Below are 26,569 nucleotides of genomic sequence, written 5' to 3'. Positions count from 1 at the left end.
AAAGCATGCGTTTAAATGCAGAACACCTTAAGCAGCTGCCAGCGGTAGATAAGAAGGAAGCAGATAAGGTAGCAGCAGAGGCACTCAAAGAATTAAACAAAAAAATCATCGTGCTTGATGATGATCCGACAGGTGTGCAGACGGTGAATAATATTTCTGTCTTCACGGATTGGTCAGAAGAAGCAATAGAGGCTGGTTTCCAAGAAGCTGCTTCCATGTTCTTCATTTTGACGAACTCAAGAGGGCTGACAGAAAATGAAACAGAGGCTGTTCATCGTGAAATTGCTGAAAATATCCTAGCAGTCGCAACAAGATTAGATAAGGAATTTTTGATCATAAGCAGAGGAGACTCCACACTAAGAGGACATTATCCTCTTGAGACTGCTGTCCTTCGCGATACACTTGAAGCAAATTCTGCTCTTAAGATAGATGGAGAAGTAATACTGCCATATTTCAAAGAAGGCGGTCGGTTTACACTGAATAATGTCCATTATGTCCAAACAGGTACAGAGCTTGTTCCTGCTGGAGAAACGGAATTCGCAAAAGACCGTACATTTGGCTATTCCAGCTCACATCTTGGAGAATGGGTCGAAGAAAAGTCAAATGGGGCATTTTTAGCAAAAAACACCTTATATATTTCGATTGAACAGCTTCGTGCAATGGAAGTAGAAGCTATTGCTGAACAGCTTACTAATGTACAGGATTTTAATAAAATAGTTGTCAACGCTGCTGATGAAGCAGATGTGAAGGTCTTTACTGCAGCACTTGTAAAAGCAATTCAGTCAGGAAAAAACTTCTTGTTCCGCACAGCTGCGGCACTGCCGAAGGTTATAGGTGGAGTTGAAGACAAGGGGCTTTTAACAAGGAAAGAGCTAGTGAACGAAGAGACAACAAACGGCGGGTTAATTATTGTTGGCTCTCATGTGAAGAAGACGACAGAGCAATTAGAAAAATTAAAAGAATTATCCTCCATTGAATTTATTGAGTTTAATACAAACCTAGTGTTAGAACCTAATAAATTTAAAGAAGAGTGTGAACGGGTAATTGGAGCAGTAGAGGATTTCATCACTGCAGGCAGGACTGTAGCTGTTTATACAAGCAGAAAAAGGCTGGATCTTGGAGAAAACAAAAAAGAAGAAGAATTGAAGCTGTCTGTCTCCATTTCAGATGCTGTTACGTCCATTGTCACTAAATTAAAGGTGCGACCGAACTTCCTTGTAGCAAAAGGGGGCATAACTTCTAGTGACGTTGGTACTAAAGGCCTCGCCGTAAAAAGAGCAACTGTTGCTGGTCAAATTAGACCAGGAATTCCAGTGTGGATTACAGGAGAAGAAAGTAAATACCCTGGTATGTCCTATGTAATCTTCCCGGGAAATGTTGGATCAGTAGATGATTTAAAAACAGTTGTTGAGCTGTTGAGCAGTAAGGATTAATCAAATATAGTCATGGAATGCCTTTATGGCATTCCAAAATTCAAAAGGGAATCGAGGGAGAAATATGCCGATTGTATATATATGTATAGGGGTAGCGCTTTTGCTCTTATTGATGGTGGTCTTTAAGTTAAACGCTTTCATATCACTTGTAATTGTGTCACTGCTAGTAGGTGTTATGGAAGGCATGGGACCAACCGAAGCAATGGAATCTATTACAACTGGTCTCGGCAGTACATTAGGCCATCTAGTTTTAGTTATCTGTTTTGGGGGTATGCTCGGTAAATTAATGGCCGATTCTGGTGGAGCCCAGCGTATTGCAACAACGTTGATTAATTCATTCGGGAAAAAACGAGTCCAGCTTGCTGCAGTTCTAACAGCAGGGATAGTTGGAATTGCATTATTCTTTGAAACAGGTGTAGTTGTATTAATTCCGCTTGTATTTACAATTGCAGCACAAGCAGGTGTGCCAATTCTTTATATCGGAATGCCAGTCATTTCTGCTTTAATCACAATGCATGGCTTTGTACCACCTCATCCAGGACCAACAGCAGTTGCTGCTGTTTATGATGCTAATATTGGCAGAACATTATTATATGGTGTGCTTATCGCAATACCAGCTATTTACTTAAGTGGTCCACTTTATGTGAAGACGTTTAAGAAAGCAGATTTAGAAGTCCAAATACCAAAAGGGTTATTCACTCCAAAGCATTTTAAAGAAAGTGAGCTTCCAAGCTTTGGTATCAGTGTGTTTACTGCACTTATTCCAGTTATTCTTATTGCATTCCAGGCAATAGTTGAAATAGCGATGCCTAACTCATCATTGCTGCCTGTTGCACAGTTTTTAGGTGATCCTGGCTTTGCCTTATTGGTAGCGGTTATTGTTGCCATCTTTACATTTGGCTTAAACAGAGGCAGAAAAATGCCGGAAATTATGAATTCCATTTCTGAGTCAGTAAGCAGCATTGCGATGATTCTGTTAGTTATTGCAGGGGGCGGGGCATTTAAGCAGGTTCTGATTGATACACATGTAGATCAATATGTCGCTAACCTGATGGAAGGCTCCACAATGTCACCATTAATTCTGGCATGGCTTATCGCTGCAATCCTGCGTGTGGTTCTAGGTTCAGCAACAGTTGCAGGCTTGACAGCAGCCGGCATTGCAGCACCATTAGTCGGAGCGGCACATGTGAGTCCAGAGCTGATGGTATTAGCAACAGGGGCAGGAAGCATGACATTCTCCCATGTTAATGATGCAGGATTTTGGATTTACAAGGAATATTTCAACCTTTCCATTGGAAAAACAATCCGTACATGGTCTGTTATGGTTACAATAGCTTCCTTAGTTGGACTCGCTGGAGTGCTAATTATTAACTTCTTTATTAGTTAATAGTTTCTACTATAAAATTGGTGTTAAAGGTAAATATTCATATGGAGGCTGGAACATTAGTATGTGAACCAGCGTAAAGACCGGACTACTTAATCAACTATTGATTAAATAGTTCGGATTTTTGTTTTTAGTTGAAATACAAAAAATTAGAAATTTTAGTGGAATGGAGCGGAGGCCACTCGGCTCCTGCGGGAAGCGAGTGGGTGCAGCGCAATGAAACGAACTAATTTTAACTCAACATTCTATTTAGACACAACCTTCATTTTTCAAATTTAGTTGTAATTCTATTATTCGTGTTTAGAAAGCTTATCTTTTGTTTTGTCCCAGCCTCTTTTTGTGTATGCATATGTGATAGGTTCAAAGCTATGTATGCTCGGGAAAACAATAGGAATAATAAAGATAGCTAAATGAAATGTGAGGAGAGTTGTATTGGCAAATTTTAAAGGTCTCCCGGCACTGATGATATTGGATGTACAAAAGGGATTTGATGACCCATATTGGGGAAGCAGGAATAATGAGCAAGCAGAAGAAAATATTGCTCGGCTTTTGAAGGAATGGCGAAACAATAACGGGAGGATTATTTATTCTCAACACCTGTCCGTTCAACCGCAATCTCCACTCCACTATAAGAATAAGATTGGTATACAGTTTAAGGAAATAGTACAGCCTAAAAGCACTGAAAAAATTATTCAAAAAAATGTAAACAGTGCCTTTATTGGTACAAGTCTGGAAACCTATCTGCAAGAGCAACAAATAGAAGAATTATTAATAACAGGTTTATCAACACAGCATTGTGTTTCAACGACAACACGAATGTGTGGGAACTTAGGGTATACAACATTCCTCGTAGCGGATGCTACTGCTGCATTTGAAATTACCGATCATAACGGAGTTCTATATAGTGCAGAAGCAATACATAATCATGAGTTAGCGATGCTTCAAAAAGAGTTTGCGACAATCCTAACAACAGATGAGATTATCAGTGAGTTAAAGAGTTTATAGCGTATGAAATGTAATGTAGTAATCATCACAGTAAAGCTAGGAACCAACCACATGTAGCGGTTGGTCCCTGTTTTATCCTTATTATAAATCCTGTAAGTCTTCAATAGAGTCTATATCCATATATGCCGGAACTACAAGACCATTTTTTAAACCAGTAAAGTTTGGTCCTAAGTCAACGAAGTCACCTTCAAATTTCTTATAATAAGCAGCATGTGTAGTTGGTAATGCAGCACCTATCATCGCATCGACACTGCCGTCAGAAACACCTGCCCACATTGCGCCAGGCTCTACTTGTATTAAGTTTACGGAATATTCCAACTTCTTTTCCAGCACGTATTTAACGACATTATTGCTTGCGATGGAATCCGCCCATGCAGCATATGTCATACTTATTTCTTCACCATTACCAGGCTTGACACCTTCTGTCCAGGAATTCACTAAATCCGCATTTTCAGCGACCCATTCTTCAGCTGCTTCCTGTTCAGATTTTCCACTTTGAATTTTTACCATTACATCCTGCATTTCTTCAGGGCCCCATTCGAATTGGTCAAGGAACTTATATGCTTCAGGTAAATCGTCTTGCAAGCCATGTCTAACAAGTGTATGTATGTATTCCTCCCCGCCGTAAAGTTCTTTTGGATCCTCCAGCATTTTTAAATCGAACTCATTAAATATCCAATGTGGAACCCAACCAGTCACAATAATCGGATCTTCATTTTTTATAGCTTTTGTTAATTCAGCTGTCATGGCAGTATCTGATCCTTCGATTACTTTCCATTTTTCATCTAGTCCATATCCAGGTAATACGTTATTTAGGGTTGCATTCATAAGACCAGATCCAGGGTCTATACCAACAATTTCATAATCTAACTGTTCTCCAAGTGACCCGCTCCCACTTGTTTCACTTCCTCCACAGGCAGTTAATCCAATTGTTACAGCCATTGCTAATGTTACTCCGCTAAGTTTTTTTAGCACCAAAAAACTCCCCTCTGCATTTATTTTTTATGCTAAATAAAGTGTAACTGTATAACAAATTGAATACAAAGTGCGTAATGGGGGTTAATCGCCTGTATACTATGTACAGACAAAACTGTATGTTCAATATGTACAGTATACGTAGTAATCCTCTTGTTTCCTCTGAATTCCTTCTGAGAATTTAAAATAGTCAGTGTATTTATTATCTCTTTATCGGTTAATAAAATTTAATGTGCTTATGATTATGCGAGGAAAAAAAAGAGCATTAAAACCAATAATGCTGCTCCAAATGAGACCAGTTTCATTCACTAAAGAATAGTATAATAGACAGGAGGTTAAGTAGGTAACAGCACTTATTAAACTAATTTAATAAGTGCTGTTACCTAGAGTTAAATAAATTAAATATTTTGGAGGGACTCAAATGATTAAATTAGTTATTTCTGATATGGATGGAACGTTTTTAAATAATAATGGGGACTTTAACAGGGATTTATTTAAAAAAACAAAAAAAATCATGAAGGATAAAGGAGTCGTGTTTGCTCCATGTACTGGAAAGCAATGTGAACGGATAGAAGAACTATTTGGTGAAGATGCGAGTGATTTGTGGATATTAGGTGATAGTGCTACGCGTATAAAGCACAACAACCTTTTTGTGTATGAATCCCTAATTGTAAATGAACTGGGCTTGAAAATAATTGACCTTCTAGAGGAAATAAATCTAGATCATACAATAATTGCTTGTACAAAAACAGGGGCATATGTAAAAGAAACTATTTCTGCTGATGAGTTTGCGATTGTACGCCGTTCCTTTGCTAAGCTTAACTGTGTAAAGGATTTTCATAGTATTTCTGAGGACTTTATAAAAATAACAGTACATGATCCAGCATTGCAATGTGTGGAAACAAGAGAAAAGCTAGCGACATTTTTTGACCATGCTTATATTGTTGCATCAGAAGCGGCATGGATTGATATTACGAATGCGAATGTTCATAAAGGTACGACGATTGCTCATCTGCAGAAGCTGTTGAATGTGACACCAGAGGAAACAATGGTTTTTGGAGATGGATACAATGATTTAGAATTAATGGCCTCTGGGGCTTACAGCTTTGCGATGAGAAATGCTTTTCCAGAAGTACAGGCAGCAGCTAATTTCATTACTGGATCAAATGAAGAGGAGGCTGTTATGAAAACAATTATCCAATTTCTTTCCTTGCAGAGTGATAAGGAAGAATTAGCTACGGTCAAGGATGTTTAAAATATTGTGATAAAAATGTATTTATGCTATATTAGCACCATGCTTTTTTAAGTAATTTAAAAAGGTTTATTGGTGGTGAAAGAAATGAATGAATTATCAGCTACTCCAAAATCTATGAAAAAAGTTATCCATACTGGAATCCGCAAATTATTGTTGGAATTGGGGAGCGCTACTAAGGTTGAACTTAGTAATACACTAGATATCAGTTTTCCGACTATAAGCAAATTTTTGTCCCAGATGGAAAGGGACGGAGAGATTTATTTAGTTGGGCTAGATGATTCTAGTGGTGGAAGAAGAGCAAAAAGATATTCATATAACGCGGAATATATGTTAGGCTTATCGATATTTTTGGAACGAACCGAAACGAATTATACAATATTCGATTGTACGGGTGAAATAAAAGAAACAGGAACTGTTCAAAGTGTGTTAAAAGATGATGACTTAACATCCTTGAATGGCTGTATCGAAAGCATCATGGCTAAATACCCGAAAATAAGCTCTATTGCTATTGGAGTTCCGGGTTCTGTTGATAATGGCCGAATATTTTATATACCAGGCTATGATTCCCTTCAAAATTTCGACTTGAAAAAGTATTATGAGGACCGTTTTTCTATCCCTGTAGTTGTGGAAAATGATATGAATGCAGCTGTGCTTGGATACCATTTCAATATGGGCATGACAGAAAAACACTCGCTCGTATATTTGTATTTTGGTCAAAATGGTCCAGGAGCCGGCATTATGATTAATGGGGATGTAGTTAGAGGAAGTACTTTTTTCTCAGGTGAAATCTCGTTGATTCCACAGTATAATGATAAGAATTTTCAAGAGGCATTAAATAATGATGCTATTAAGATTGATGCAATCAGCAGGTTAGTAGCCTCATTTGTATCCATTCTTAATCCACATGTCATCATATTCAACAAAGCTGAGGTTGAACAACAGCTATTAGATAAAATTGTAAAGAACAGCTCAATATATGTACCTGCAGAACATCTTCCAAAGCTTACATGGAGCGATTGGAAAAAGGATTACTTATACGGGCTGCAGAGTCTTGCCCTTGAGCAAATTATGAAGGAATAATTAAAAAAAGGTGCTTCTGCTATTTTTGCTTCTAACCATTTTGAGCAAAATAGGGCAGGAGCACCTATTTAGTCACTTCTAATAATTTTCAAATGTAATGGCAATAAAAAACCAAAGGCAATTACAAACGCAATGATCGAAAAATAGCCATTCCACCCTTTAAATTTTAAATACCCAAGCTGAACCATACCAAATTCAATTAAAAAGGCAGCTAAAGTGAACCAGGAAGTTAAAATCCAGCGGTTTTTCCTAGTAAAGTAATTTATGAAAAGGATAGCAAGGGAAGTTGGGATGAAGGTATAGCTTAAAATGTCGCCAAGGCCAGCTTTTTTAGGATCTCCAATATCAAATAAATCTAATGCTCTTGAAAGAATACCATCGCTAAGCCATGTTGCTAACCCGACAACTCCAAATGTAATATAAATCTCTTTCCGTGGGATATTTTTAGGGATAAAAAGTACTGTGAGTGCTAATAAGATGCTCACTGAAACTGGGAACCATAATCCCTTTGCATGTAAATCCAAATTAGTAAAAAATTCGTGCATTATGTAACCACCTTTGACATTTGCTCTTATTTTTTGCGTAATTACCTAAAAATATTCAGCGGTATTTTGAGGGTGGCAAAATAAGAGCGCAATTATCATGATGATAACCGCGCTCTAAATATAAGCTATTTTAAAGCTTCTTCGTTTTAGGTAATGATATGCCTGTAAAACCATAAAATAACGTAATTAATGGTGATAAAAGGCAGAATAATGCAAATAGAGCATACTCGGTTACAGAAACACCGAGGACAGTTGACAGAAATACGCCACATACACCCCAAGGAACAAGTGGATTAACGACTGTTCCTGCATCTTCAAGAACACGTGACAGATGCTTTGGTTTAAGACCTGCCTTTTCGAAGTTTTCTTTAAAAGCATTCCCCGGCAGCAGGATGGATAAATACTGTTCACCAATTATAAAGTTAACAGCAACCGCCATTCCTGCAGCAGAGCATACTAATAAGGAAACGCGGTTAAGTATGCGTTGCACGACAGATATAAGGGCTGGAACGATACCTAGCTTAAATAACAAGCCTCCCATGCTTAAGGCAAGGAGAATAATGGAAATACTGAACATCATGCTTTCGATGCCACCCCTTGATAGCATGGAGTCTACTTCTGTAATTCCACTATTTGATTTGTATCCAGAGTATAGTAATTCTAATATCCCTTTAAATCCTAAGCTGTTATTCACCCAAAAAGAAATAATAAGGGCAGAAATTGTCCCAGCGAATAATGTGGCAATAACAGATACCTTTTTAAGTGCGAGCACTGCTAAAATAATAAATGGGATGATAGAGTACCAGTGGACAAGGTTCTGATCCAGCAGTGTCCCTTTAATCGCATCTATTTTCTGAATGCTTTCGCTTGTTGTCTTAGGAGATAAGAATAAGTAGACAAAGAATGAAATAATAAATGCAGGAACGGTTGTCCATGCCATATCCTTAATATGTTCAAATAAATCAGTATCAGCAACGCTTGCTGCTAGTGTAGTAGTATCAGATAATGGCGACATTTTATCCCCAAAGAATGCACCTGAAATTATTGCTCCAGCTGTGATAGCAGGCGAAATGTCCAATGCAATGCTTGCTCCGATAAAGCCAACACCAATGGTAGCTGCAGTAGTGAGGGAGCTTCCAATACAAAGACCGATAATCGCTGTAACAACAAAAACTATTGCATAATAAAATTTTCCAGTAACTAGTTCAACAGATAAATAGATAAATGTTGGGATTGTGCCGCTTGCCATCCAGCTGCTTATCAGCATTCCTATGAAAAAGAAAATCATTACAGCACCTAATCCTGGTTTAATTCCATCTACCATCGCTTGTTCTAGTTCACTAAAGCCAACTTTTTTAACTGCGCCATAAGTTAATAAAAGTGCAATTCCTGTCATTATCGCAATATGAGGAACAACCTGAACCCCAATGATGAGGTATCCAAGTATCCCCATTAATAATATAGTAACAATCGCTGCTTCAATCGGACGGACTGTCAGCGTGTTTTTTTCTAACTCCATCATTTTTCCTCCAAAACTCTTAAATACTTCGTTCTTACTTAAAAGAGATTGTTTAAATCGCCACTCTTTTTTAAACAAACGCTTTTAAGCGTTAAAGCGAACATGCATTACATTACACGATTTTTTTTCTTATGTCAAAATAATTTATTTTAACTAATAAGGAAAAAAGGTGGTATTGACCAAAAAAAGAGAAAGGTGTTTACCGTTTTTTGGAGGATGAATAATAAATAAATAACAAAAAAGCAAGGTATATGACCCTTGCTCTTTTCTACATTAATGGCTGGTGCTTGTGCTCTCTGCCATTATTAAATCGCTATTGTAGGCAGCAAGTGCGAGCTCATACCGCAACTTTTTACTTGCTTCCACATAATCAGCTTCCTTCACAAGACCTGATATAGAATATTTATGGCCCATGAAATCCACATTTAGCTCCGTTATCTGGTTAAATTGAAATCTTTCAACGGAAACACCGTTTTCATCCTTTAATAAATATTCACCATATTTTTCATTACAAATCCGAGCTACTTCCTCCATTACTTTAAAGGCAGTATCTGGATTTTGTCTGTAATTGAGGATAAGGCTTTCATTTACCCTGCGTCTGCCTCTTGTCCCATTCTGAAGCTCTGTTATATTGCTGTAGGAAACAGTATACAGGTAGCCATCGTATTGGCGGATTTTGAGATGGCGCATGCTGATTTCTTCAATTTTCCCCTGCCGCTCTCCATTAATAATAATATAATCGCCGTAATTAATTTGGCGTTCAAACAGGTATGTTAGCCCCATTATATAATCCCTGATAATATGCTGAAGAATAACAGCCAAGGCACCTGCCACAACAACGGAGCCAGTAACAAGCTTTTCAAGATTAAAGAAATGGCTAAGTAAATAAAGGAGGAAAAAGACTACTCCTATTACCTTTGTCGCCTGATTGGTGAAATGGATAATGGTCTCTTCACGGTTTTCATCTAAAAAGCTTGTTTTATCAAAGAAAATCTTGATAAATTTACGGATTAAATAAACAATTAGTATAATAAGCAATGCTGCTACAGTGATTTTAATAGGAAACTTTTCAAGCAGCTTCGAAATATCATTCATTTTTTCACCCCAATATTTTATGCAGAGGATTAAAGTCTAGGAGAAAAGACTCCTAATAAAATTTAACAATATCATGATTTCGTAAAAAAAAGAAGTTTTATCTAGGCAGGATGGTGACTGACTGGTAGGAATGCAGGGAGCTAAATAGTATTGCTTGCAAAATGTATTTAAAAGGGGAATGTAAAGTGCTTTTTTCTAAGTTCATTGACCACTATGCTTTATATCAGTTACATAAAAAGAAAAGCAAAATATCGCAGTTTTCTGAGCCGAAAGAGATAATGGAACCTATACAGAGAGAGGATTTTTATCAGGTAAATACAAAGGATGTACAGGTGAATATTGATTATGACAAAGACATTTATCGCTTTAAGTCAATCGTTACATCGGAATTTCCTATAAATGATTTAGTAAGTGGCGAGGTATACTTGCATGCCGAGGGGGCAGCTAATCCGAATGTTATCTTTGTTCATGGCTGGAGAATGAACTCATACAGTAAGTTAAAAAGTATGTATCATAGCCGCATGTCTCAGTTAGGTTGGAATATGTATTACTTTCCACTGGCATATCATATGGAACGTACTCCGCCACACTCCCTTTATAATGGTGAATAAATGATAAGTGCAAATATCGATCGAACAGTTGCGGCGGCTAGACAATCAATCATTGATTTAAGGACATTAATCCATTCAATCAAACTAAATAATGATGGGCCGATTATTTTAGTTGGGGTAAGTTTAGGTGGGTGGATTACAAATTTAATCGCAACATTAGAATCAGAACTTAATGCAGTTGTTTCTGTGTTTTATGCAAATAGGCTAGCCTATTCCATTTGGAACACTATTCCTGGAAGGTATATTAAAGAGGATTTATTGCAGAACGGGATAGATTATAAAGCTTTATTAAAACACTGGGAAATAACTGATCCAAGTCTTGTACTTCCTAAGATAAAGAAGGATAATATTCTGTTGATTTCTGGTAAATATGATCAGTATATCTCATTGGAAGATGCCGATTATTTATGGCAGTCATGGGGGAAACCGCCAAGAAAGTTATATAATTGTGGTCATTCTGGCATAGTGTTACAGCAAAAAAGAATAGCGGAAGATACGATTACTTTTATTCAGGAGCGTATCAAAAGCGGATAAAGTTAGATTGCGTAGGACTGCCTTTTTTGGTAGTCCTCTTAATTTACAAAGCATGTCACAAAAGCTGAAGGAACTAATTTCTCAGTTTAAGATATAAATATAGTCACCAAGGCATGAATCCGATATACAGGAAACATGCCTATTTAGTTTATGCCTTTTGCTGCTGTACATATTTTATTAATGATTTCCTCACAGTGGCTATAACTGTTCTATATAGCCACTAATTACTTTTATCCGTTACAACTGTTCTTTATAACCACTGATTACTTTTATCCGTTACACTATAGCACTTTAAACATGATAAGCTACAAACAAAGTAAGAGATAAGAAAAAAAGGAGGCAGTTTAGATATATATAAATTAGTATTTTTAATATTGGGAGTATAGAAATGACCCAATGCTAGCTGCAGTCCTGCTTTTACTGCCATTTAACTTCCTGTTCTTAAAACAATGAAAGTAAGGCTCTTGAAGGAGGGGAAATGATGAATTTCAGAGATGAATTGCAAAAGCGCATTTTAATCGGTGATGGGGCGATGGGAACTCTTCTCTATTCAAATGGAATTGATAATTGTTATGAAGAGTTGAATATTACCCACCCAGACAGAATCGAAACAATCCATTCAGCGTATTTAGAGGCTGGTGCTGATATTCTCCAATCCAATACGTATGGGGCAAACTATTATAAACTTAAGCGATATGGTTTGGAGGAAGAGGTTAGCACTATTAATAGAAAAGGCATTGCTATTGCCAGAAAAGCAGCAAACGGGAAAGCCTTCGTCTTCGGAACGATTGGTGCTTCTAGAAGCTTTCGGAAATCTGATCTCGATTTGGATGAGATTAAAAGATGCTTTCGCGAGCAATTATACAGCCAGCTTATTGAAAATCCTGATGGGTTGATATTAGAAACCTATTATGATTTAGAAGAACTAGAAATGGTATTAAAGATTGCCAGAAATGAAACAGATTTGCCGATAATTGCAAATGTTTCCTTACATGAAACGAGTTATTTGCAGGAAGGTATTCATTTAAATGAAGCCTTACTCAGGCTAGAAGCGTTAGGTGCAGATGCGGTTGGTGTGAATTGTCATTTAGGTCCACACCATATGATACGCTCACTTGAAGAGGTTCCGCTGCCAAAGAAAGCGTTCCTGTCTGTTTATCCAAATGCGAGCAGTCTTCCAGAATATGTTGACGGGCGCTTCGTATATGAAGCTGTTCCTGATTATTTTGGATATAGCGCAGTTAATTTGCGTAATCAAGGAGCACGTATAATCGGAGGCTGTTGTGGCACAACACCAAACCATATCGCTGCAGTTAAGAAGGCACTTGGCAATATAGCTCCAATAAAGGAAAAGAAAATAATCAAACGCAAGGTTGAAGTGATAGAAGTAGCAGTAAAGGAAACGAAAAAGGGCCTTTATGAAAAGGCTAAATTGGAACGAACCATTTTAGTTGAATTAGATCCGCCCAAAAAATTGGGCATTAAGGAGTTTATGAAAGGGGCAAAAGCACTGCATAAGGCAGGAGTAGACTCTATCACACTTGCTGATAACTCCTTAGCAAGCCCAAGAATTAGCAATGTTGCTCTTGGAACGATTTTAAAAAAGGAAATTGGCTCAGAGCCACTGATGCATATCACCTGTCGTGACCGAAATATGATTGGCCTGCAGTCTCACTTAATGGGCTTGCAGACACTTGGCTTAAATGAGGTGTTAGTCGTGACTGGAGACCCTTCTAAGATCGGTGATTTTCCAGGTGCGACAAGCGTTTATGATCTTTCTTCATTCGATTTAATCAGCCTTGTGAAGCAATTTAATGAAGGGCTATCCTACTCAGGAAAAAGTCTTGGTAAGCGAACAAATTTTAAGATTGCAGCTGCCTTCAATCCTAATATTCGCCATTTGCACAAAGCGGTAGAGCGGATGGAAAAGAAAATTGCTTGTGGCGCACAGTCATTTTTGACACAGCCAGTTTTTTCAACCAGCCAAATAGAAGACGTATATGAAGCAACAAAGCATCTCGACACACCGATATTTATGGGAATAATGCCACTAACAAGCACACGAAATGCCGAATTTATTCATAATGAGGTTCCTGGAATCAAGCTTCCTGATACTGTCAGAAAGGCAATGGCTTCGGCAGGTAATGATCCAATAAAGGCTAGAGCAGAAGGTATTGCGATTGCTAAAGAGTTAGTAGACGCAGCAGCAGAGAGGTTTAAAGGGATATATTTAATAACACCTTTTCTGCGGTTTGAGCTGACAGAGGAGCTGTCAAAATATATTAGAGAAGTGGATAATAAACGTGTTGTGGAACTAACAGCAAACGAGCAATAAGAAGGAGCAAAGCATGTAGAGGAAATAATAGCACATTAATACCGACTAAAAGTATAGGAAAACTTTAAATATTTTAAGGAGGAACAAATAATGAATTTAGTTAGTACAGTGATTGGCTATCCATATATTGGTGAAAATCGTGAATGGAAACGTTGTGTGGAATCCTTTTGGAATAAGAAAATAGCTGAGGAACAATTTACGGCAGAGATGAAATCAATCCGTTTGAATAACTTAAAGCACCAGCAAGCTCTTGGTCTGGATTTACTGACTGTCGGGGATTTTACCTTTTATGATCGTATGCTTGATGTTGCGGCAATGTTTGGATTGGTCCCAAACCGCTATAATTGGACAGGAGATGAAGTAGACTTAGCAACATACTATACAATGGCTCGTGGCGGTAATGAAGCAGTGGCATGTGAAATGACTAAGTGGTTTAACACAAACTATCACTATATTGTACCTGAGTATGAAGGCAAGCAGCCACAGCTAACAAAAAACTATATATTAGATTATTTCATTGAAGCAAAGGAAGAATTAGGTGTTATTGCTAAGCCGACTATTATCGGTCCATTTACTTTTGTACAATTAGCAAAAGGGTATGATGGTAAATCAAAAAATTCGTTTTTAGTTAAATTATTGCCTCTGTATGTACAGGTTTTTCAAGAGCTGCTTGAAGCTGGAGCTGAATGGATTCAAGTAGAAGAGCCTGCATTATGCCTGTCTCTAAATGAGGAAGAAATAAAACTTGTACAGGAAGCTTACACATACTTGGCATCAGAATTACCTAAAGCAAAATTGATGCTGCAAACATACTTCGAAGCACTATCAGCATACAAAGAACTAACACAGCTCCCTGTTGCTGGATTTGGCCTTGATTTTGTCCATGGGGCAGAGGAAAACATCCTTTCTATTCGCAAATACGGCTTCCCACAGGATAAAGTATTAGGAATAGGTCTAATAAATGGAAGAGATATATGGAAGGCTGATTTAGTAGAAAAAGCTGCGGCAACACAATCATTACTACTATTAAGTGGTGTTAAGGAGGCTTGGATTCAGTCATCATGCAGTCTGCAGCATGTACCTGTTACAACGAAATCGGAAAAAGAGCTTGATGTAACATTAAATGCTGCGCTGTCATTTGCTGATGAAAAGATAGAGGAGCTGACACAAGTAACAGCTTATTGTGTTGGTGCAGGAACGTCTAATAAAAATAGCCTCAAGAAAAGCAAACAAGCAATTGAAGCACTAGCACAGCATAAAACGAGAAATAATACGAATGTAAAGCAGCTTGAAGCTACAGTGAAGGCAGCACATTTCTCACGCCCGCTATCATTTAAGGAGCGCCAGTCACTTCAGCAAACAGCATTGAATTTACCTGACTTCCCAACAACAACAATCGGAAGTTTTCCTCAATCCGACCAAGTGAAGCGGACACGAACTGCTTGGCGTAAAAAGGAAATTACAGATGCTGCTTATGCAGAATTTGTAAAAAACGAAACAGCTCGCTGGATTGAAATTCAAGAGGATATAGGCTTGGATGTGTTAGTAACTGGTGAGTTTGAGCGTACAGATATGGTAGAATATTTTGGCGAAAAGCTAAGTGGAATCGCATTTACTAAATTCGCTTGGGTTGTTTCCTACGGTTCACGCTGTGTAAAACCACCAATTATTTATGGAGATGTAGAATGGACATCTCCGATGACAGTGAAGGAAATAGTAGAGGCCCAAGAATTAACGGAAAAATATGTGAAAGGAATGCTGACAGGTCCTATCACAATCTTAAATTGGTCTTTCGTCCGTGATGATATTTCCAGAGAACAAGTTGCAAATCAGTTAGCATTAGCTTTAAGAGAAGAGATTCAAGCATTAGAAGATGCAGGTATCGCCATTATTCAAGTAGATGAGCCGGCACTGCGTGAAGGGCTGCCATTGCGAAAAGAAAAATGGAATGAATATTTGCGCTGGGCCGTTAACGCGTTTAAGCTAGCGACATCAAGTGTGCAAAATGAAACGCAGGTGCATACTCATATGTGCTATTGTGAATTTAATGATTTTATTGATACAATTCGAGCACTAGATGCTGATGTTATATCAATTGAAACATCAAGAAGCCATGGTGAATTAATTCATTCACTTAAACAAAATTCCTATGAGCTTGGCATTGGTTTAGGCGTGTATGACATCCACAGTCCACGTGTACCGAGTGTAGCAGAAATGGAAAATATACTTAATGATAGTCTTGAAGTTATTTCAAAGGAACAATTTTGGGTTAACCCAGACTGTGGCCTGAAAACACGCCGTGAGGAAGAAACAGTTAAATCGTTGAAAAACATGGTGGCCGCAACACAGAAACTACGCGAGCAGCTGTCACAGACTGTATAAGGTGAAAGGAGCAGACCAGACTGGTTTGCTCCTTTTTAAGGTGGTTATTGTTAGTAATTACTATACATATTAAAGATTATGAAAAGCAGAACTGATATAGATAGCCAGACAAAAAGCCTACTATGTACCAACAACATAGTAGGCTCCCTGTTTGGGTTGGTTATTATATTGCTAAACCATTTTATCAGAACACTATTATATCAATAAAAACACGAAAAAAAGGATTTACGAAGAAAAGTAACGATATAGTAACCGTACTGTAATTCAAGGAAGAAAAATAGTCTTAAAAACGGGGGATATAGCAGTTGTAGAAGTAAACCGAATGATGCAGACAATTGTTGGTAATATTAAGTAGAGAGTTAGCCAGAGGAGAAGGATAATTTATGCCACATCAAAGGTTCCAGTCAGCTAATATAAAACCTCGCTATACAAAGGGCCTAATTTCAGCATTAGGAGTAAACTCGGCATATCCCCGAATCCCTTGGATTGCGGCATGGTGGTCTGCAGCATTCCCAGGTTTTGGTCATATGTTTTTAGGAAAATATCTACATGGATTTATTCTGATTATTTGGGAGCTTGTTGTAAATAGTCAAGCCAATTTAAATAAAGGTATTGCCTTATCAATGCTTGGCAGGTTTGAAGAAGCCAAGATTCAAATAAATGAAGACTGGTTTTTACTTTATATGGCAGTTTATGTATATAGTATCTGGGACAGTTATCGCTGTGCTGTTGAGGTCGCTAAAAGTCATGTTTTAGCAGAAGTGGAAGATGCACCGGTAACTCCCTCAGAAGTAACATTTTTTGATGTGGTTATTCTCGACAAAAAGAACCCGTGGATAGGTGCTATCTGGTCCCTATTATCTCCTGGTCTTGGCCAATTATATGCTGGCAGTACTGTTGTGGGGACACTTGTTTTAGCATGGTGGATATATGTCGCATATAAAGCAGAGGCTGTTCGGATGTGGCTTTATTCTTTCCTCGGTGATTATAATGCAGTAGCTGAAATGGTAGATTGGCAATGGTTTCTATTTATGCCTTCCATGTACGCCTTTGCTATTTATCAGGCATATACGGCCGTAATTGAAAGTAATACACTTTACGATATTGAGCAAATTCGTTACTTAAGAGTGAGGGATGAAAACTTGTCACAGCAAAAAACAGTTGCGAACAATAAAGTCCAAATAATAGCTACATTTGAACACTCGCCATTTGTAGAAATCGTCATTCACGAAATGGAAAAAATAGGGGTGCCAAAGGAGAATATAGTCGCAATGCCATTAGAAAATCTTAAGGCATCAACTCATATCCTCGATTCCCTTCATAGCGTTGATGGCAGAAGTCTATTGGACGGAGCAATGCTTGGAGGAACAATAGGAATGGTTTTAGGATCAATATACGGATTTGTTTTATACTTAGGGCCGATAATTTGGGGCTTGCTTGGACTTATCGGCGGTTTTACATTGGGTCTGTTAATTGAAATAGCCATAAGTAAAGGGCAATTAAAACTCTTTTCCCCCAAAAAAAGCGAGGTTATCATACAGGTAACATGCAATGACACACTTCAGGAACAACTGATTAAAATCCTTAAATCAGGGAAAGCGATGGGGTATCTAGTTGTTCCACAACGGATAGATGTTTAAATTAAGTAATTTTAAAATTGTTTTATGGCTGCAGGTGACTGCAGTTTTTTTATGTTATGTGTGTTGGTCGGTAGCAGTTTAATGATAGGCATTTAGAAACTAGCAGGCTGACAAAAAATATATTGTCTTATCTTAATTGTACAGATATTTCCGAAATGAAGAAGCTATGCAGGTGAAAGGATGGCCGCTGAAATTGCAGTAAAAGGCAGTATTTTAACAAAAATCCCTATTGTCCAGTCAGTATTTATTGATAAAATAAAAGAAAAACTTCCTAAAACAAAATTCATTACAGATGATGTATCATCAACATTAGGGGGTTATTATTTAGCATTGAAGAAGTTAAAGGAGTACTAGGAAGGAGGTAGAATAATGGTTTCCGTTAATATATTAGTGAGAATTGAGAGTGTAATTGATGAACTGCCTAATTCAGAAAGAAAAGTTGCTCAATACATATTAGAAAATGCAGACCATATTGTTAGAATGTCCGTTCACGAATTAGCGACGCAAGCAAATGCAAGTAGTGCTGCTGTTATACGTTTATGCCGTTCTATTGGGGTTGAAGGGTACTCAGAATTAAAGCTATCCTTATCCTCTCAATTATCACATTCTTTAAAAAGTGGCTTCTACGATATAGAACATAATGAAACAATCCAATCTATAAAAGGGAAGATTGTTTCAAATTCCGTACAGGTAATCAAGGAAACAGCAATAGAGTTAGATGAGGAAATCATTGATCGAACCATTGAAAGTATTAAAAATGCTGATGTTATTTATGTGTATGGATTAGGAGCCTCTTCTCTAGTAGCCGATGATATTATGCAAAAATGGTCTCGCCTTGGAAAAGTTGTTGTTGCTATCCAAGACGCACATATATATGCTTCCATTCTTTCTGGCGTAGCAAAGAACTGTATCTTTTTCTGTGTTTCCAACACGGGAGAAACATCTGAGGTTTTAAGCTTAGTTGATATTGCAAAAGAAGCTGGCTGCCAAACAATTGGATTATCACGATTTGGACAAAATAGCCTTTCACAGAAGGTCGGATTGTCGCTCCAGTACGTTCGGGCACCAGAAGCGCAATTCCGCAGTGCTGCCACTAGCTCTATCCTTGCACAATTTACAACTGTAGACATTATCTTTTATGCCTATGTTTCTAAGTATTATGAAGATAGTATGGAAAAAATCGTTAATTCACGAAACGCTGTCTTAAAATTTTCACAAAAAAAGTAAAGAATAAGGCATGTTAAGGTGCGAAGTATGACAATCTCAAATACGAAATCAAAGCTAATTATTCTGCGCGGGAATTCAGGCAGCGGGAAAACCACGATAGCCAAAAGTCTTCAAGACCATTTTGGTGCAGGTACTTTGTTGGTTTCTCAGGATACAATTCGTCGCGATATATTAAAGGTTCAAGATAGAGATGGCAATCTTTCCATTGATTTAATCCGTCAAGTTGCCGAATATGGTAAGGGTAAATGCGAATATGTAATAGTGGAAGGTATATTATATAATAAGCGTTATGGCGGCATGCTTTCTGACTTGATTGATTTCTATGAAGGAAGGGCATTTAGTTATTATTTTGATTTAACCTTTGAAGAGACAGTCAAACGTCACAATACTCGTTCAAAAAAGACGGAGTTTGGAGAAGATGCACTACGCTCATGGTGGATTTCAGAGGATTATTTAGGTGTTGATGGAGAATGCAAGTTTACTAATGATATGACACGTACAGAAATAATGGAGCTAATATTAACTCAATTAAAGGAATAGCACCATTTTATTTTTTATTTGAAAGTAGAAGGTAAATAATTCCTCTTGAAGGAATAATACATAATACTGTAAAGGTCGTCCTTGCTGGACGGCCTTTTGTTTTGAAAAAAAGTGTAACTTTTTATTGTGCTCATACGATTAATAAATGAAATAAAAAGGGGGGATAATGTGTTTCAATCAAATGAGAAAGAAGAAAAGATACTAGAAATATATAATATGTACTATTTGGATGTATACCGTTTCTTAATTGTTTTTACAGGCAACCGCAGTGATGCAGAGGATTTTACACAAGAGGTATTTATTCGAGTACTTCATCATTTATCCGAGCTAAATCGAATCAGCCATTTAAAAGCATGGGTTATGTCGATAGCAAAGAATGTAGCGATTGATCATTATCGAAAGAGGCGCTGGCTTGTTTATCTTAGCGAAAAAGTATTATGGAATGAAAAAACAGCCGAAAAGGAACCTGATGTAATGCTTGAGCAGGATGAATTGAAAAAATATGTTCATGCAGCTATTTCAAAATTAAAGCCTCCATTTCGAGCAGTTGTAATTTTAAGAGGAATTAATGAGTTTTCTATTAAAGAAACTGCAGAGATACTTCAATGCAGTGAATCAAAAGTGAAGGTAAACTATCATCGAGCATTAAAGGAGCTTAGAAGAAAGCTGAATGTTGAAAATGTGGAGGTGTTTATTAATGCGAACTGATAAAGAGCTAATGGAATTAATAAAAAGCTCCTATTCACTTGAGCCAAGGGAAGATTTCATTCAAGAAACAGAAAAAAAATTAAGACTTAAAGCAAGAAGAACTCGCAGCAAAAAGGCTGTTGGATTTCTAACAGTTGCAGTAAGTGTTTTTATCTTAGGTTTCTTGGCTATAACCTCATTCAATCAGCAGACAAAAGAACCAGCAATCCAGCTTTCCACAAATACGAATCAGTATCAACCTTCCACCATACTAACAGACGATCCTCTTGTGTATATAAGCCAAACACATAATTACGAATCCTTTTTGCCTGAACTAACGGCAATTTACCCTGAAGAAACTTTTAGTGTAAACGATAGTATCCATGAAACAATTAATATGACATTAGTTGGCCAAAGGCTTAGCAACGCTTTAAAACAAAGGAATATCAATAATATTCTTGATACTAATGATAATACAAAGGAGCTCCAGGAAAAGGAATTACCTTACCAAGATGCCTATAAAATATCGAGGAAAAACATGCAAGACGCACTTGTGAAGAATAAAAGCATTCAAATGGCATTCGATTTACATAGAGATTCTGCAAGCAGAGAAGTAACAACCGTGGAGATTGATGGCAAAGCTTATGCGAAAATTACCTTTGTAGTATCAGAAGGAGAGGCAGGAAATCCTGATTATGAAAAAAACCAAGAGTTTGCGAAACAGCTTCATAAGAAAATAAATGACAAATATCCTAGAATATCAAGAGGTGTATTCTCGAAAAGCTATGACACTTATCAAAATCATTATAATCAGGATTTATTAAATCAATCTGCCGTCATTGAAATAGGAGGTGTTGAAAACACGTTAGAGGAAGAGTATAACACGGTGGAGGCCTTGGCGAATGTGATTCAAACATTGGTTAAGTAGATTTTGAGTGAATATTTATACGGAATTTAAGGTTCATAAACAGGAGAAAAATATAAAGCCGCCTATCCAGAACAAAATTTTAGATGGATAGGCGGCTTTATGTTAATTTAGGCTACCAATTTTATCGTCTTTATGAATATCTTCCGTTCCTGCATCTAAAGCAGTTTTATAATAATCACATTTATGATTAATGATTTCCATTGTCTTGTTCAATTCTGCCAGCTGTGCTTCTACAGCCGCCTTTCGTTCTAAAAACATATCGAATCTTTGCTGCAAGGTGGAATCTCCATCCTGACACCAATCAATGAAGCTTTTAATCTCTTTAATAGGCATTCCAGTGGATTTAAGGCATTCAATAATTCTTAGAGCACCAATATCAGATTCTTTAAAAAGTCGTGTTCCGTTAGGTGTCCGTTCCACAAATGGCAAAAGCCCTTCCTTGTCGTAATACCGTAATGTATAAGTTGTTAGGTTCAATTCCTTTGCCACTTCACTAATAGAATAAGTACTCATCTTTTCCTCTCCAATTCTCCTAAAAGATAAATTTCGAGTTAACTCTAACATATGCGAAAATAGTATCACGGGTTTCGGCGTATGTCAAAATCATAAATAACTAGTTTTAAATAAAACGGATCATGGTGGTTTCCTGCCTAAAATAAATATTAATTAATCGCTTGACTTAGAGTTAACTATAAGGGTTAAGATTGCTTTTGCAAGAGAATAAAAGTTGAAAACGGAAGATTTCTCACTCGTACCATGGAAAAGTATTCAGCCAAGTATCATCCTGAAGAATTAACAAGTTTAACATTAGGAAGGTGAATATGGTGTTTGTAGCAAAGGAAAAAGTTAGGCTGCACCGTGGACTTCAAGCAAGAAATACGACCATATTTGTTGCTAAAGCTCGTACGTTTAGCAGTGATGTAATCCTAACTAAAAATGGTAAATCCTCTAATGGGAAAGAGATTATGAAGGTAATGGATTTAAATGTAAATAAAGGTGATGATATAACCTTGCTAGTAAGTGGGACAGATGAACAGGCTGCCATTCATACATTAAAAGATTTCCTGTTAAATAAATAAAAATAGCAGAAGAAGAAGGAGGAGAAAGACAAAATGTCAGATAACTATATTTTTGAGTTAAGCAGTAATGTTACAAGAAAGTCTGTTTTATACAAAAACAGGTTCGGCATTAACATTTCAGCAGATCTTTACATTCCAACTAATTTTGATGAGACAAAAAAATATGCAGGTCTTATTATAGGGGCGCCATATGGTGGTGTAAAAGAGCAGGGTCCTGGTATTTATGCTCAAAGCATGGCAGAGCGAGGGTTTGTAGCACTTACATTTGACCCTTCCTATAACGGATACAGTGGTGGAGAGCCACGACATATTTCTTCACCTGATTTATTTGTTGAAGATTTCAGTGCAGCTGTTGATTATCTCGGTACTCGTTCATTCATAGATAGACATAAAATTGGCGTAATTGGAATTTGTGGTAGCGGTGGGTTTGGAATAAGTGCTGCACAGGTGGACAGACGAATTAAGGCTGTTGCAACTGTAAGTATGTATGATATTTCTCGCGTTGCGGCTAACGGTTGGAAAGACTCATTTACAGAAGAAGAAAGAAACAATATCCTCGATTCAGTTGCAGAGCAACGTTATGAAGATTTTGAGGCAGCACAGCCAGCGCTTGCTCAGCGTGGAGCACCAATCGGATTTGACGAAAATACTGACCCTATTGGCCGTGAGTTTGGTGAGTTCTATTCAACACCGCGTGGTTACCATCCAAATTCGATTACTCAATTTACGATAACAAGCAGTATGTCATTTATGAACCTTCCTCTGCTAACACATATTAAATCCATTTCACCACGTCCGCTGTTATTTATCATTGGCGAACATGCACATTCACGATACTTCAGTGAAGATGCTTTTGAGATGGCAGCAGAGCCAAAAGAACTTTACGTCATTCCAAATGCAGGACATGTTGATTTGTACGATAAAACAGATGTAATTCCTTTTGATAAGTTGGAATCATTCTTTACGGAGAATTTTAAATAATAGCCAAAAAACGCTGGGACAAAACAAAAGATAAGCTTTCTAAACACGAATAATAGAATTACAACTCAATTTGAAAAATGAAGGTTGGGTCTAAATAGAATGTTGAGTTAAAGTTAGTTCGTTTCATTGCGCTGCACCCACTCGCTTTCCGCGGGGAGGAAGATGGGCCTCCGCTCCACTCCACTAAAATTTCCAATTTTTTGTATTTAAACTAAAAACAAAAAACTGAACTATTTAATCAATAGTTGATTAAGTAGTTCGGTCTTTACGCTGGTTCACATACTTATGTCCCAGTCTCTTTTTATGACACAGCTGGCTTATAAAAATTTGTAGCTTGATAGTAGTTAAGCAACAAGCTTCAACCCTACCGCAGAAAACAATATAACACCGATACATACTAATCTTTTCCAATCCTTTGGTTCGCTAAATAAAAGCATTCCTAATAGTGCAGAACCGATTGTTCCAATTCCAGTCCAAATGGCATAAGCCATCCCCATTGGAATTTCTGTCATAGCGTATGATAACAAGAGAAAACTCAAACCAAAACAAAAGATCATGTAATAAAGTGCATTTTTTTGTTTTTCACCAAGTCTTTTTACATTTAAAACACCAACAACCTCAAAACCACCTGCTGCTATTAATGCTAACCAAGTCATTTTTCAGCCTCCTTTTACTTCCATTTCTGTTGTTTCTTTTGAACTACTTAATATTTTCAAGCCAACGACTCCGCTGAGAAGTGTTGCAATAAAGATAATTTTGTACATATTAAAGGGTTCTCCAAAAACTACCATTTCGGCTAAAACAGTACCTGCTGTACCAATTCCCGTAAAGACTGCATATAACGTACCTACAGGTAAACTTTTTGAGGCATATGTTAACAAACAAAAGCTAGTAGCAATTGCTGCTATGGTTACTATCCATTCAAGGGAGTTATCTGCGTGCTTAAGACCAGATACCCAAAATATTTCTAAGACTCCTGCTATCAGGACGAACAGCCAATTTCGATTCAATATAATCACCTTCTCTTAAATATTTACCTTACGAATGTTCGTAAGGTTTAGTTAGCAATGACAGTAATATTGTCATTGCTATGCCTACACATTACAAGTTAACTCTATTATGTATAGGCAGATCATTTATATAACATTTGAAATTCCTCTCCAGTATATCTTCCAAGAGATGTTCAGCCTATTCTCAACATTATTTGCATAAATTAATTCCACAAGTATTCCATCGAGAAAATTCAAGAATGAAACAGTGCCTTCTTCGGCAGTTACATGGATATTTGTTGCTTTTATAAATACCTCGAGCAAATGCTGTTCTAAATGATGGTTATAAAAGTTAAATTGGTCTATGACAAAATCACGCAAATGAAACGGCGGGATGAATGCCATCCGCAGCAAAAATTGAATGTTTTTGTCTTCTTGATGCAAATACCTTTCTTTATACTTTACTAACAGTTGAAATAAAACCTCTTCAAGTTCAGCCTGCTTACGCTCTTGAAAAAAGTTTTTCAAAAAAGATATTTCTTCATCCACGACATCCTTCATTACTTGAAGAAAGATATCTTCCTTATGCTTGAAATGTGAATAAACAGATTGCTTTTTAATACCTATTCCAGCCACAATATCGTCTAAAGATGTTGCTTCATACCCTTTGTTAACAAACTGTGCTAAAGCACTTTTTTTAATTTCGGTTGCTTTCATGATAAACCTCCCTGACGAACGTTCGTAAGTTAGTATATGTGAGAAATCAGAACATGTCAATCATCATTTATAGTGTGTTAACCTAACTATGTTTATAACAAATTGGCAGGAATGTGGGTAAAAGTATGCAAAGTTACGCCCATGCCTATGGGGAAGCAAAGTTAAATAATGGTCAGATTAATTATGTTAATTTTGGAAATGTTTGTTATAATGACGTGAAATAGTTTTTAACAAATAAGGAGTGTTTTAGTTGGATGAATTGTTAAGTCTGCTTATGGAACTATTTTTCAATGTGATTTTAATAATAGTTTTATTGAACATCAAAAAAATGAATAAACTAAAGGTAAAGATAACTATATTAAGTAGTATAGCAACTATTATCATTGCTATAATTCCTGGTATTGGATATAGAGTTGATAATAACAACTATATCTTTGGATATCCTGCTGATGCTTTTTATTACAAAGGTGATTGGTTGTTTTCTTTGGGATCATTTGGCTTAGCTTTTAACTTTTTCTTTTTTTATTGGACGTTTAAATTAATAAATAAAGCATGGAGATTTAGTATTTCTACTATTAAAAGAGTCTCTTAGTTTTATCTGATGTATAAGCCTTGCGTCCAATCTAGATCTATTTGATTGGGAAAGGCTCTTTATTATGTAAATTTCTATATTTACTACAAGAATTTCCTTTCCTTACACTTAAGTTAGCTATAAAATCATCCACAGCTTTTTTTAGCAGTTTGATACAATTAGAGGAAAGATATATATGTTCTTCCTAAACATTCTCACGGTTTCCACTATTGGCAGTCAATTGACATGAACAAATACATCGTGTAAGATGTTTTTTAATTAATATATCTAATGCGATGTATCGTAACCGATGTTAATGAGAGGAATGGAAAAAATGTTAGAAAGAGCTGATTATCTTCGCGAATCGATAGATTTTTTACAACGATTTATAGCAAAAAGTATGCAGACAGAAGCTGAGGGATATGGCCTTACAGTCCCGCAAATTAGGGTTATTGCTGAAGTAGTGACAAATAAAATTACAAACATTAAATTATTAACATATAATTTGAAAATGACGCAAAGTACTGTTTCAGATATTGTAGATAGACTTGTAGGAAAAGGCATACTCGAGAAAAGTCCTAATCCTAAAGACAAGCGCTCGGTTGTTATTACATTAACAAAGGCTGCAGAAGAAGGCATAAACAAAAAAGATTACACTTACTTAAATAAAATGATAACTGGTGCACTAGATCAGTTACATGCAGAAGAGCAAGAAATCGTTATGAAGGGCATGCAGCTTCTCGTAGGCGCAGTAAAAGATAAAATGACAACAGAAGGTATAAATTACAATGAATCCTTTGATGTAATGCTTTTTCCTGATAAAGATAATAATCAATAAAATGATCAACGTCTTTGTATCTAAATAAACTATTGTTATGTTATTTATGATACTTTTATTGATTAATTTTACGAGGAATAAGTAACTGAGAGATTACTAAGCTGAATATATATAGATTTAGAAACGGAAACTAAAGCGGTTCCGTTTTTTATTTTTGAAGCAGAAAAAAACCATTTATTAAAAATTGACAAGGTAAAATATATCGTATAAGATGCATGT

Annotated in this window: 25 protein-coding genes and 1 pseudogene; 18 read left to right on the top strand and 8 right to left on the bottom strand. The window is 36.8% G+C overall.

Features of this window, described 5'->3' with window-relative positions:
- The first annotated feature begins 5 nt into the window (after positions 1 to 5).
- From EM808_RS17805 to EM808_RS17795, 3 genes are all read left to right on the top strand, one after another.
- Positions 6 to 1,433, top strand: coding sequence for a four-carbon acid sugar kinase family protein (locus EM808_RS17805; protein WP_127739589.1), 1,428 nt, complete (start codon positions 6 to 8; stop codon positions 1,431 to 1,433).
- Positions 1,434 to 1,497: 64 nt separating this feature from the next.
- The gene (locus tag EM808_RS17800) at positions 1,498 to 2,820 is read left to right on the top strand and encodes a gluconate:H+ symporter (protein WP_127739542.1); all 1,323 of its coding nucleotides are present in this window, start codon (positions 1,498 to 1,500) and stop codon (positions 2,818 to 2,820) included.
- A 459-nt stretch (positions 2,821 to 3,279) separates the two neighbouring features.
- On the top strand, positions 3,280 to 3,822 hold the full coding sequence (locus EM808_RS17795; RefSeq protein WP_127739588.1) for a cysteine hydrolase family protein: 543 nt from the start codon (positions 3,280 to 3,282) through the stop codon (positions 3,820 to 3,822).
- Positions 3,823 to 3,903: 81 nt separating this feature from the next.
- Here the strand turns inward: EM808_RS17795 and EM808_RS17790 are convergent, their stop codons facing one another.
- The gene (locus EM808_RS17790; RefSeq protein ID WP_127739541.1) at positions 3,904 to 4,797 is read right to left on the bottom strand and encodes a glycine betaine ABC transporter substrate-binding protein; all 894 of its coding nucleotides are present in this window, start codon (positions 4,795 to 4,797) and stop codon (positions 3,904 to 3,906) included.
- 421 nt (positions 4,798 to 5,218) lie between these two features.
- Between EM808_RS17790 and EM808_RS17785 the strand changes: the two genes are divergently transcribed.
- Both EM808_RS17785 and EM808_RS17780 read left to right on the top strand, forming a co-directional pair.
- Entirely contained in the window at positions 5,219 to 6,052 is an 834-nt protein-coding gene (locus EM808_RS17785) for an HAD-IIB family hydrolase (RefSeq protein ID WP_127739540.1), read from the top strand.
- A gap of 84 nt (positions 6,053 to 6,136) precedes the next feature.
- Positions 6,137 to 7,132 (top strand): ROK family transcriptional regulator, encoded by a 996-nt coding sequence (locus EM808_RS17780; protein ID WP_205685874.1) that lies wholly within the window; start codon positions 6,137 to 6,139, stop codon positions 7,130 to 7,132.
- Between the two features lie 68 nt (positions 7,133 to 7,200).
- Here the strand turns inward: EM808_RS17780 and EM808_RS17775 are convergent, their stop codons facing one another.
- From EM808_RS17775 to EM808_RS17765, 3 genes are all read right to left on the bottom strand, one after another.
- Positions 7,201 to 7,677, bottom strand: coding sequence for a hypothetical protein (locus EM808_RS17775; protein WP_127739538.1), 477 nt, complete (start codon positions 7,675 to 7,677; stop codon positions 7,201 to 7,203).
- A gap of 130 nt (positions 7,678 to 7,807) precedes the next feature.
- Entirely contained in the window at positions 7,808 to 9,196 is a 1,389-nt protein-coding gene (locus tag EM808_RS17770; RefSeq protein ID WP_127739587.1) for a Na+/H+ antiporter NhaC family protein, read from the bottom strand.
- A 273-nt stretch (positions 9,197 to 9,469) separates the two neighbouring features.
- Complete coding sequence (locus EM808_RS17765) at positions 9,470 to 10,291, bottom strand: mechanosensitive ion channel family protein (protein WP_127739537.1); 822 nt, start codon at positions 10,289 to 10,291, stop codon at positions 9,470 to 9,472.
- Between the two features lie 185 nt (positions 10,292 to 10,476).
- Between EM808_RS17765 and EM808_RS17760 the strand changes: the two are divergent.
- The 9 genes and pseudogenes from EM808_RS17760 to spoIIP all read left to right on the top strand — a co-directional run bounded on the left by EM808_RS17760 (position 10,477) and on the right by spoIIP (position 21,175).
- Positions 10,477 to 11,436 (top strand): annotated as a pseudogene (locus tag EM808_RS17760) (alpha/beta fold hydrolase).
- A gap of 481 nt (positions 11,437 to 11,917) precedes the next feature.
- Positions 11,918 to 13,771: a bifunctional homocysteine S-methyltransferase/methylenetetrahydrofolate reductase gene (locus EM808_RS17755; RefSeq protein WP_127739586.1), complete on the top strand. Its 1,854-nt coding sequence runs from the start codon at positions 11,918 to 11,920 to the stop codon at positions 13,769 to 13,771.
- 90 nt (positions 13,772 to 13,861) lie between these two features.
- Complete coding sequence (gene metE, locus EM808_RS17750) at positions 13,862 to 16,153, top strand: 5-methyltetrahydropteroyltriglutamate--homocysteine S-methyltransferase (protein ID WP_127739536.1); 2,292 nt, start codon at positions 13,862 to 13,864, stop codon at positions 16,151 to 16,153.
- A 383-nt stretch (positions 16,154 to 16,536) separates the two neighbouring features.
- Positions 16,537 to 17,793 carry a hypothetical protein gene (locus EM808_RS17745; protein ID WP_127739535.1) on the top strand — a complete coding sequence of 419 codons (1,257 nt, stop codon included), beginning with the start codon at positions 16,537 to 16,539 and terminating at the stop codon, positions 17,791 to 17,793.
- A gap of 180 nt (positions 17,794 to 17,973) precedes the next feature.
- Complete coding sequence (locus tag EM808_RS28640) at positions 17,974 to 18,147, top strand: hypothetical protein (RefSeq protein ID WP_164849702.1); 174 nt, start codon at positions 17,974 to 17,976, stop codon at positions 18,145 to 18,147.
- A gap of 15 nt (positions 18,148 to 18,162) precedes the next feature.
- Positions 18,163 to 19,020 (top strand): MurR/RpiR family transcriptional regulator, encoded by an 858-nt coding sequence (locus tag EM808_RS17740; protein ID WP_127739534.1) that lies wholly within the window; start codon positions 18,163 to 18,165, stop codon positions 19,018 to 19,020.
- Between the two features lie 27 nt (positions 19,021 to 19,047).
- Positions 19,048 to 19,560 (top strand): kinase, encoded by a 513-nt coding sequence (locus EM808_RS17735; RefSeq protein ID WP_127739533.1) that lies wholly within the window; start codon positions 19,048 to 19,050, stop codon positions 19,558 to 19,560.
- A gap of 168 nt (positions 19,561 to 19,728) precedes the next feature.
- The gene (locus EM808_RS17730) at positions 19,729 to 20,268 is read left to right on the top strand and encodes an RNA polymerase sigma factor (RefSeq protein WP_235856642.1); all 540 of its coding nucleotides are present in this window, start codon (positions 19,729 to 19,731) and stop codon (positions 20,266 to 20,268) included.
- Positions 20,258 to 21,175, top strand: coding sequence for a stage II sporulation protein P (gene spoIIP, locus EM808_RS17725; protein ID WP_164849701.1), 918 nt, complete (start codon positions 20,258 to 20,260; stop codon positions 21,173 to 21,175). The genes EM808_RS17730 and spoIIP overlap by 11 nt, the downstream gene beginning before the upstream one ends.
- 102 nt (positions 21,176 to 21,277) lie before the next feature.
- On the opposite strand, the gene EM808_RS17720 is transcribed toward spoIIP, so the two are convergent.
- Positions 21,278 to 21,688 carry a MerR family transcriptional regulator gene (locus EM808_RS17720; protein ID WP_127739531.1) on the bottom strand — a complete coding sequence of 137 codons (411 nt, stop codon included), beginning with the start codon at positions 21,686 to 21,688 and terminating at the stop codon, positions 21,278 to 21,280.
- A 308-nt stretch (positions 21,689 to 21,996) separates the two neighbouring features.
- On the opposite strand from EM808_RS17720, the gene EM808_RS17715 reads away from it, so the two are divergent.
- On the top strand, positions 21,997 to 22,254 hold the full coding sequence (locus EM808_RS17715) for an HPr family phosphocarrier protein (protein WP_127739530.1): 258 nt from the start codon (positions 21,997 to 21,999) through the stop codon (positions 22,252 to 22,254).
- Positions 22,255 to 22,287: 33 nt separating this feature from the next.
- Positions 22,288 to 23,235 carry an alpha/beta hydrolase gene (locus tag EM808_RS17710; protein ID WP_127739529.1) on the top strand — a complete coding sequence of 316 codons (948 nt, stop codon included), beginning with the start codon at positions 22,288 to 22,290 and terminating at the stop codon, positions 23,233 to 23,235.
- Between the two features lie 344 nt (positions 23,236 to 23,579).
- On the opposite strand, the gene EM808_RS17705 is transcribed toward EM808_RS17710, so the two are convergent.
- The 3 genes from EM808_RS17705 to EM808_RS17695 all read right to left on the bottom strand — a co-directional run bounded on the left by EM808_RS17705 (position 23,580) and on the right by EM808_RS17695 (position 24,941).
- Positions 23,580 to 23,891 carry a DMT family transporter gene (locus tag EM808_RS17705; RefSeq protein ID WP_127739528.1) on the bottom strand — a complete coding sequence of 104 codons (312 nt, stop codon included), beginning with the start codon at positions 23,889 to 23,891 and terminating at the stop codon, positions 23,580 to 23,582.
- A gap of 3 nt (positions 23,892 to 23,894) precedes the next feature.
- Complete coding sequence (locus tag EM808_RS17700; RefSeq protein WP_127739527.1) at positions 23,895 to 24,245, bottom strand: DMT family transporter; 351 nt, start codon at positions 24,243 to 24,245, stop codon at positions 23,895 to 23,897.
- 126 nt (positions 24,246 to 24,371) lie between these two features.
- Entirely contained in the window at positions 24,372 to 24,941 is a 570-nt protein-coding gene (locus EM808_RS17695; RefSeq protein ID WP_127739526.1) for a TetR/AcrR family transcriptional regulator, read from the bottom strand.
- A gap of 250 nt (positions 24,942 to 25,191) precedes the next feature.
- On the opposite strand from EM808_RS17695, the gene EM808_RS17690 reads away from it, so the two are divergent.
- Together EM808_RS17690 and EM808_RS17685 are read left to right on the top strand one after the other, a co-directional pair.
- Positions 25,192 to 25,533: a hypothetical protein gene (locus EM808_RS17690; protein ID WP_127739525.1), complete on the top strand. Its 342-nt coding sequence runs from the start codon at positions 25,192 to 25,194 to the stop codon at positions 25,531 to 25,533.
- A gap of 313 nt (positions 25,534 to 25,846) precedes the next feature.
- The gene (locus EM808_RS17685) at positions 25,847 to 26,350 is read left to right on the top strand and encodes a MarR family winged helix-turn-helix transcriptional regulator (protein ID WP_127739524.1); all 504 of its coding nucleotides are present in this window, start codon (positions 25,847 to 25,849) and stop codon (positions 26,348 to 26,350) included.
- The last annotated feature ends 219 nt before the right edge of the window (positions 26,351 to 26,569 follow it).

It is taken from the genome of Niallia taxi, from assembly GCF_004005475.1.
GTDB classification, from domain to species: Bacteria; Bacillota; Bacilli; order Bacillales; family Cytobacillaceae; genus Niallia; species Niallia taxi.
This window is presented reverse-complemented; position numbering and strand designations above follow the sequence as displayed.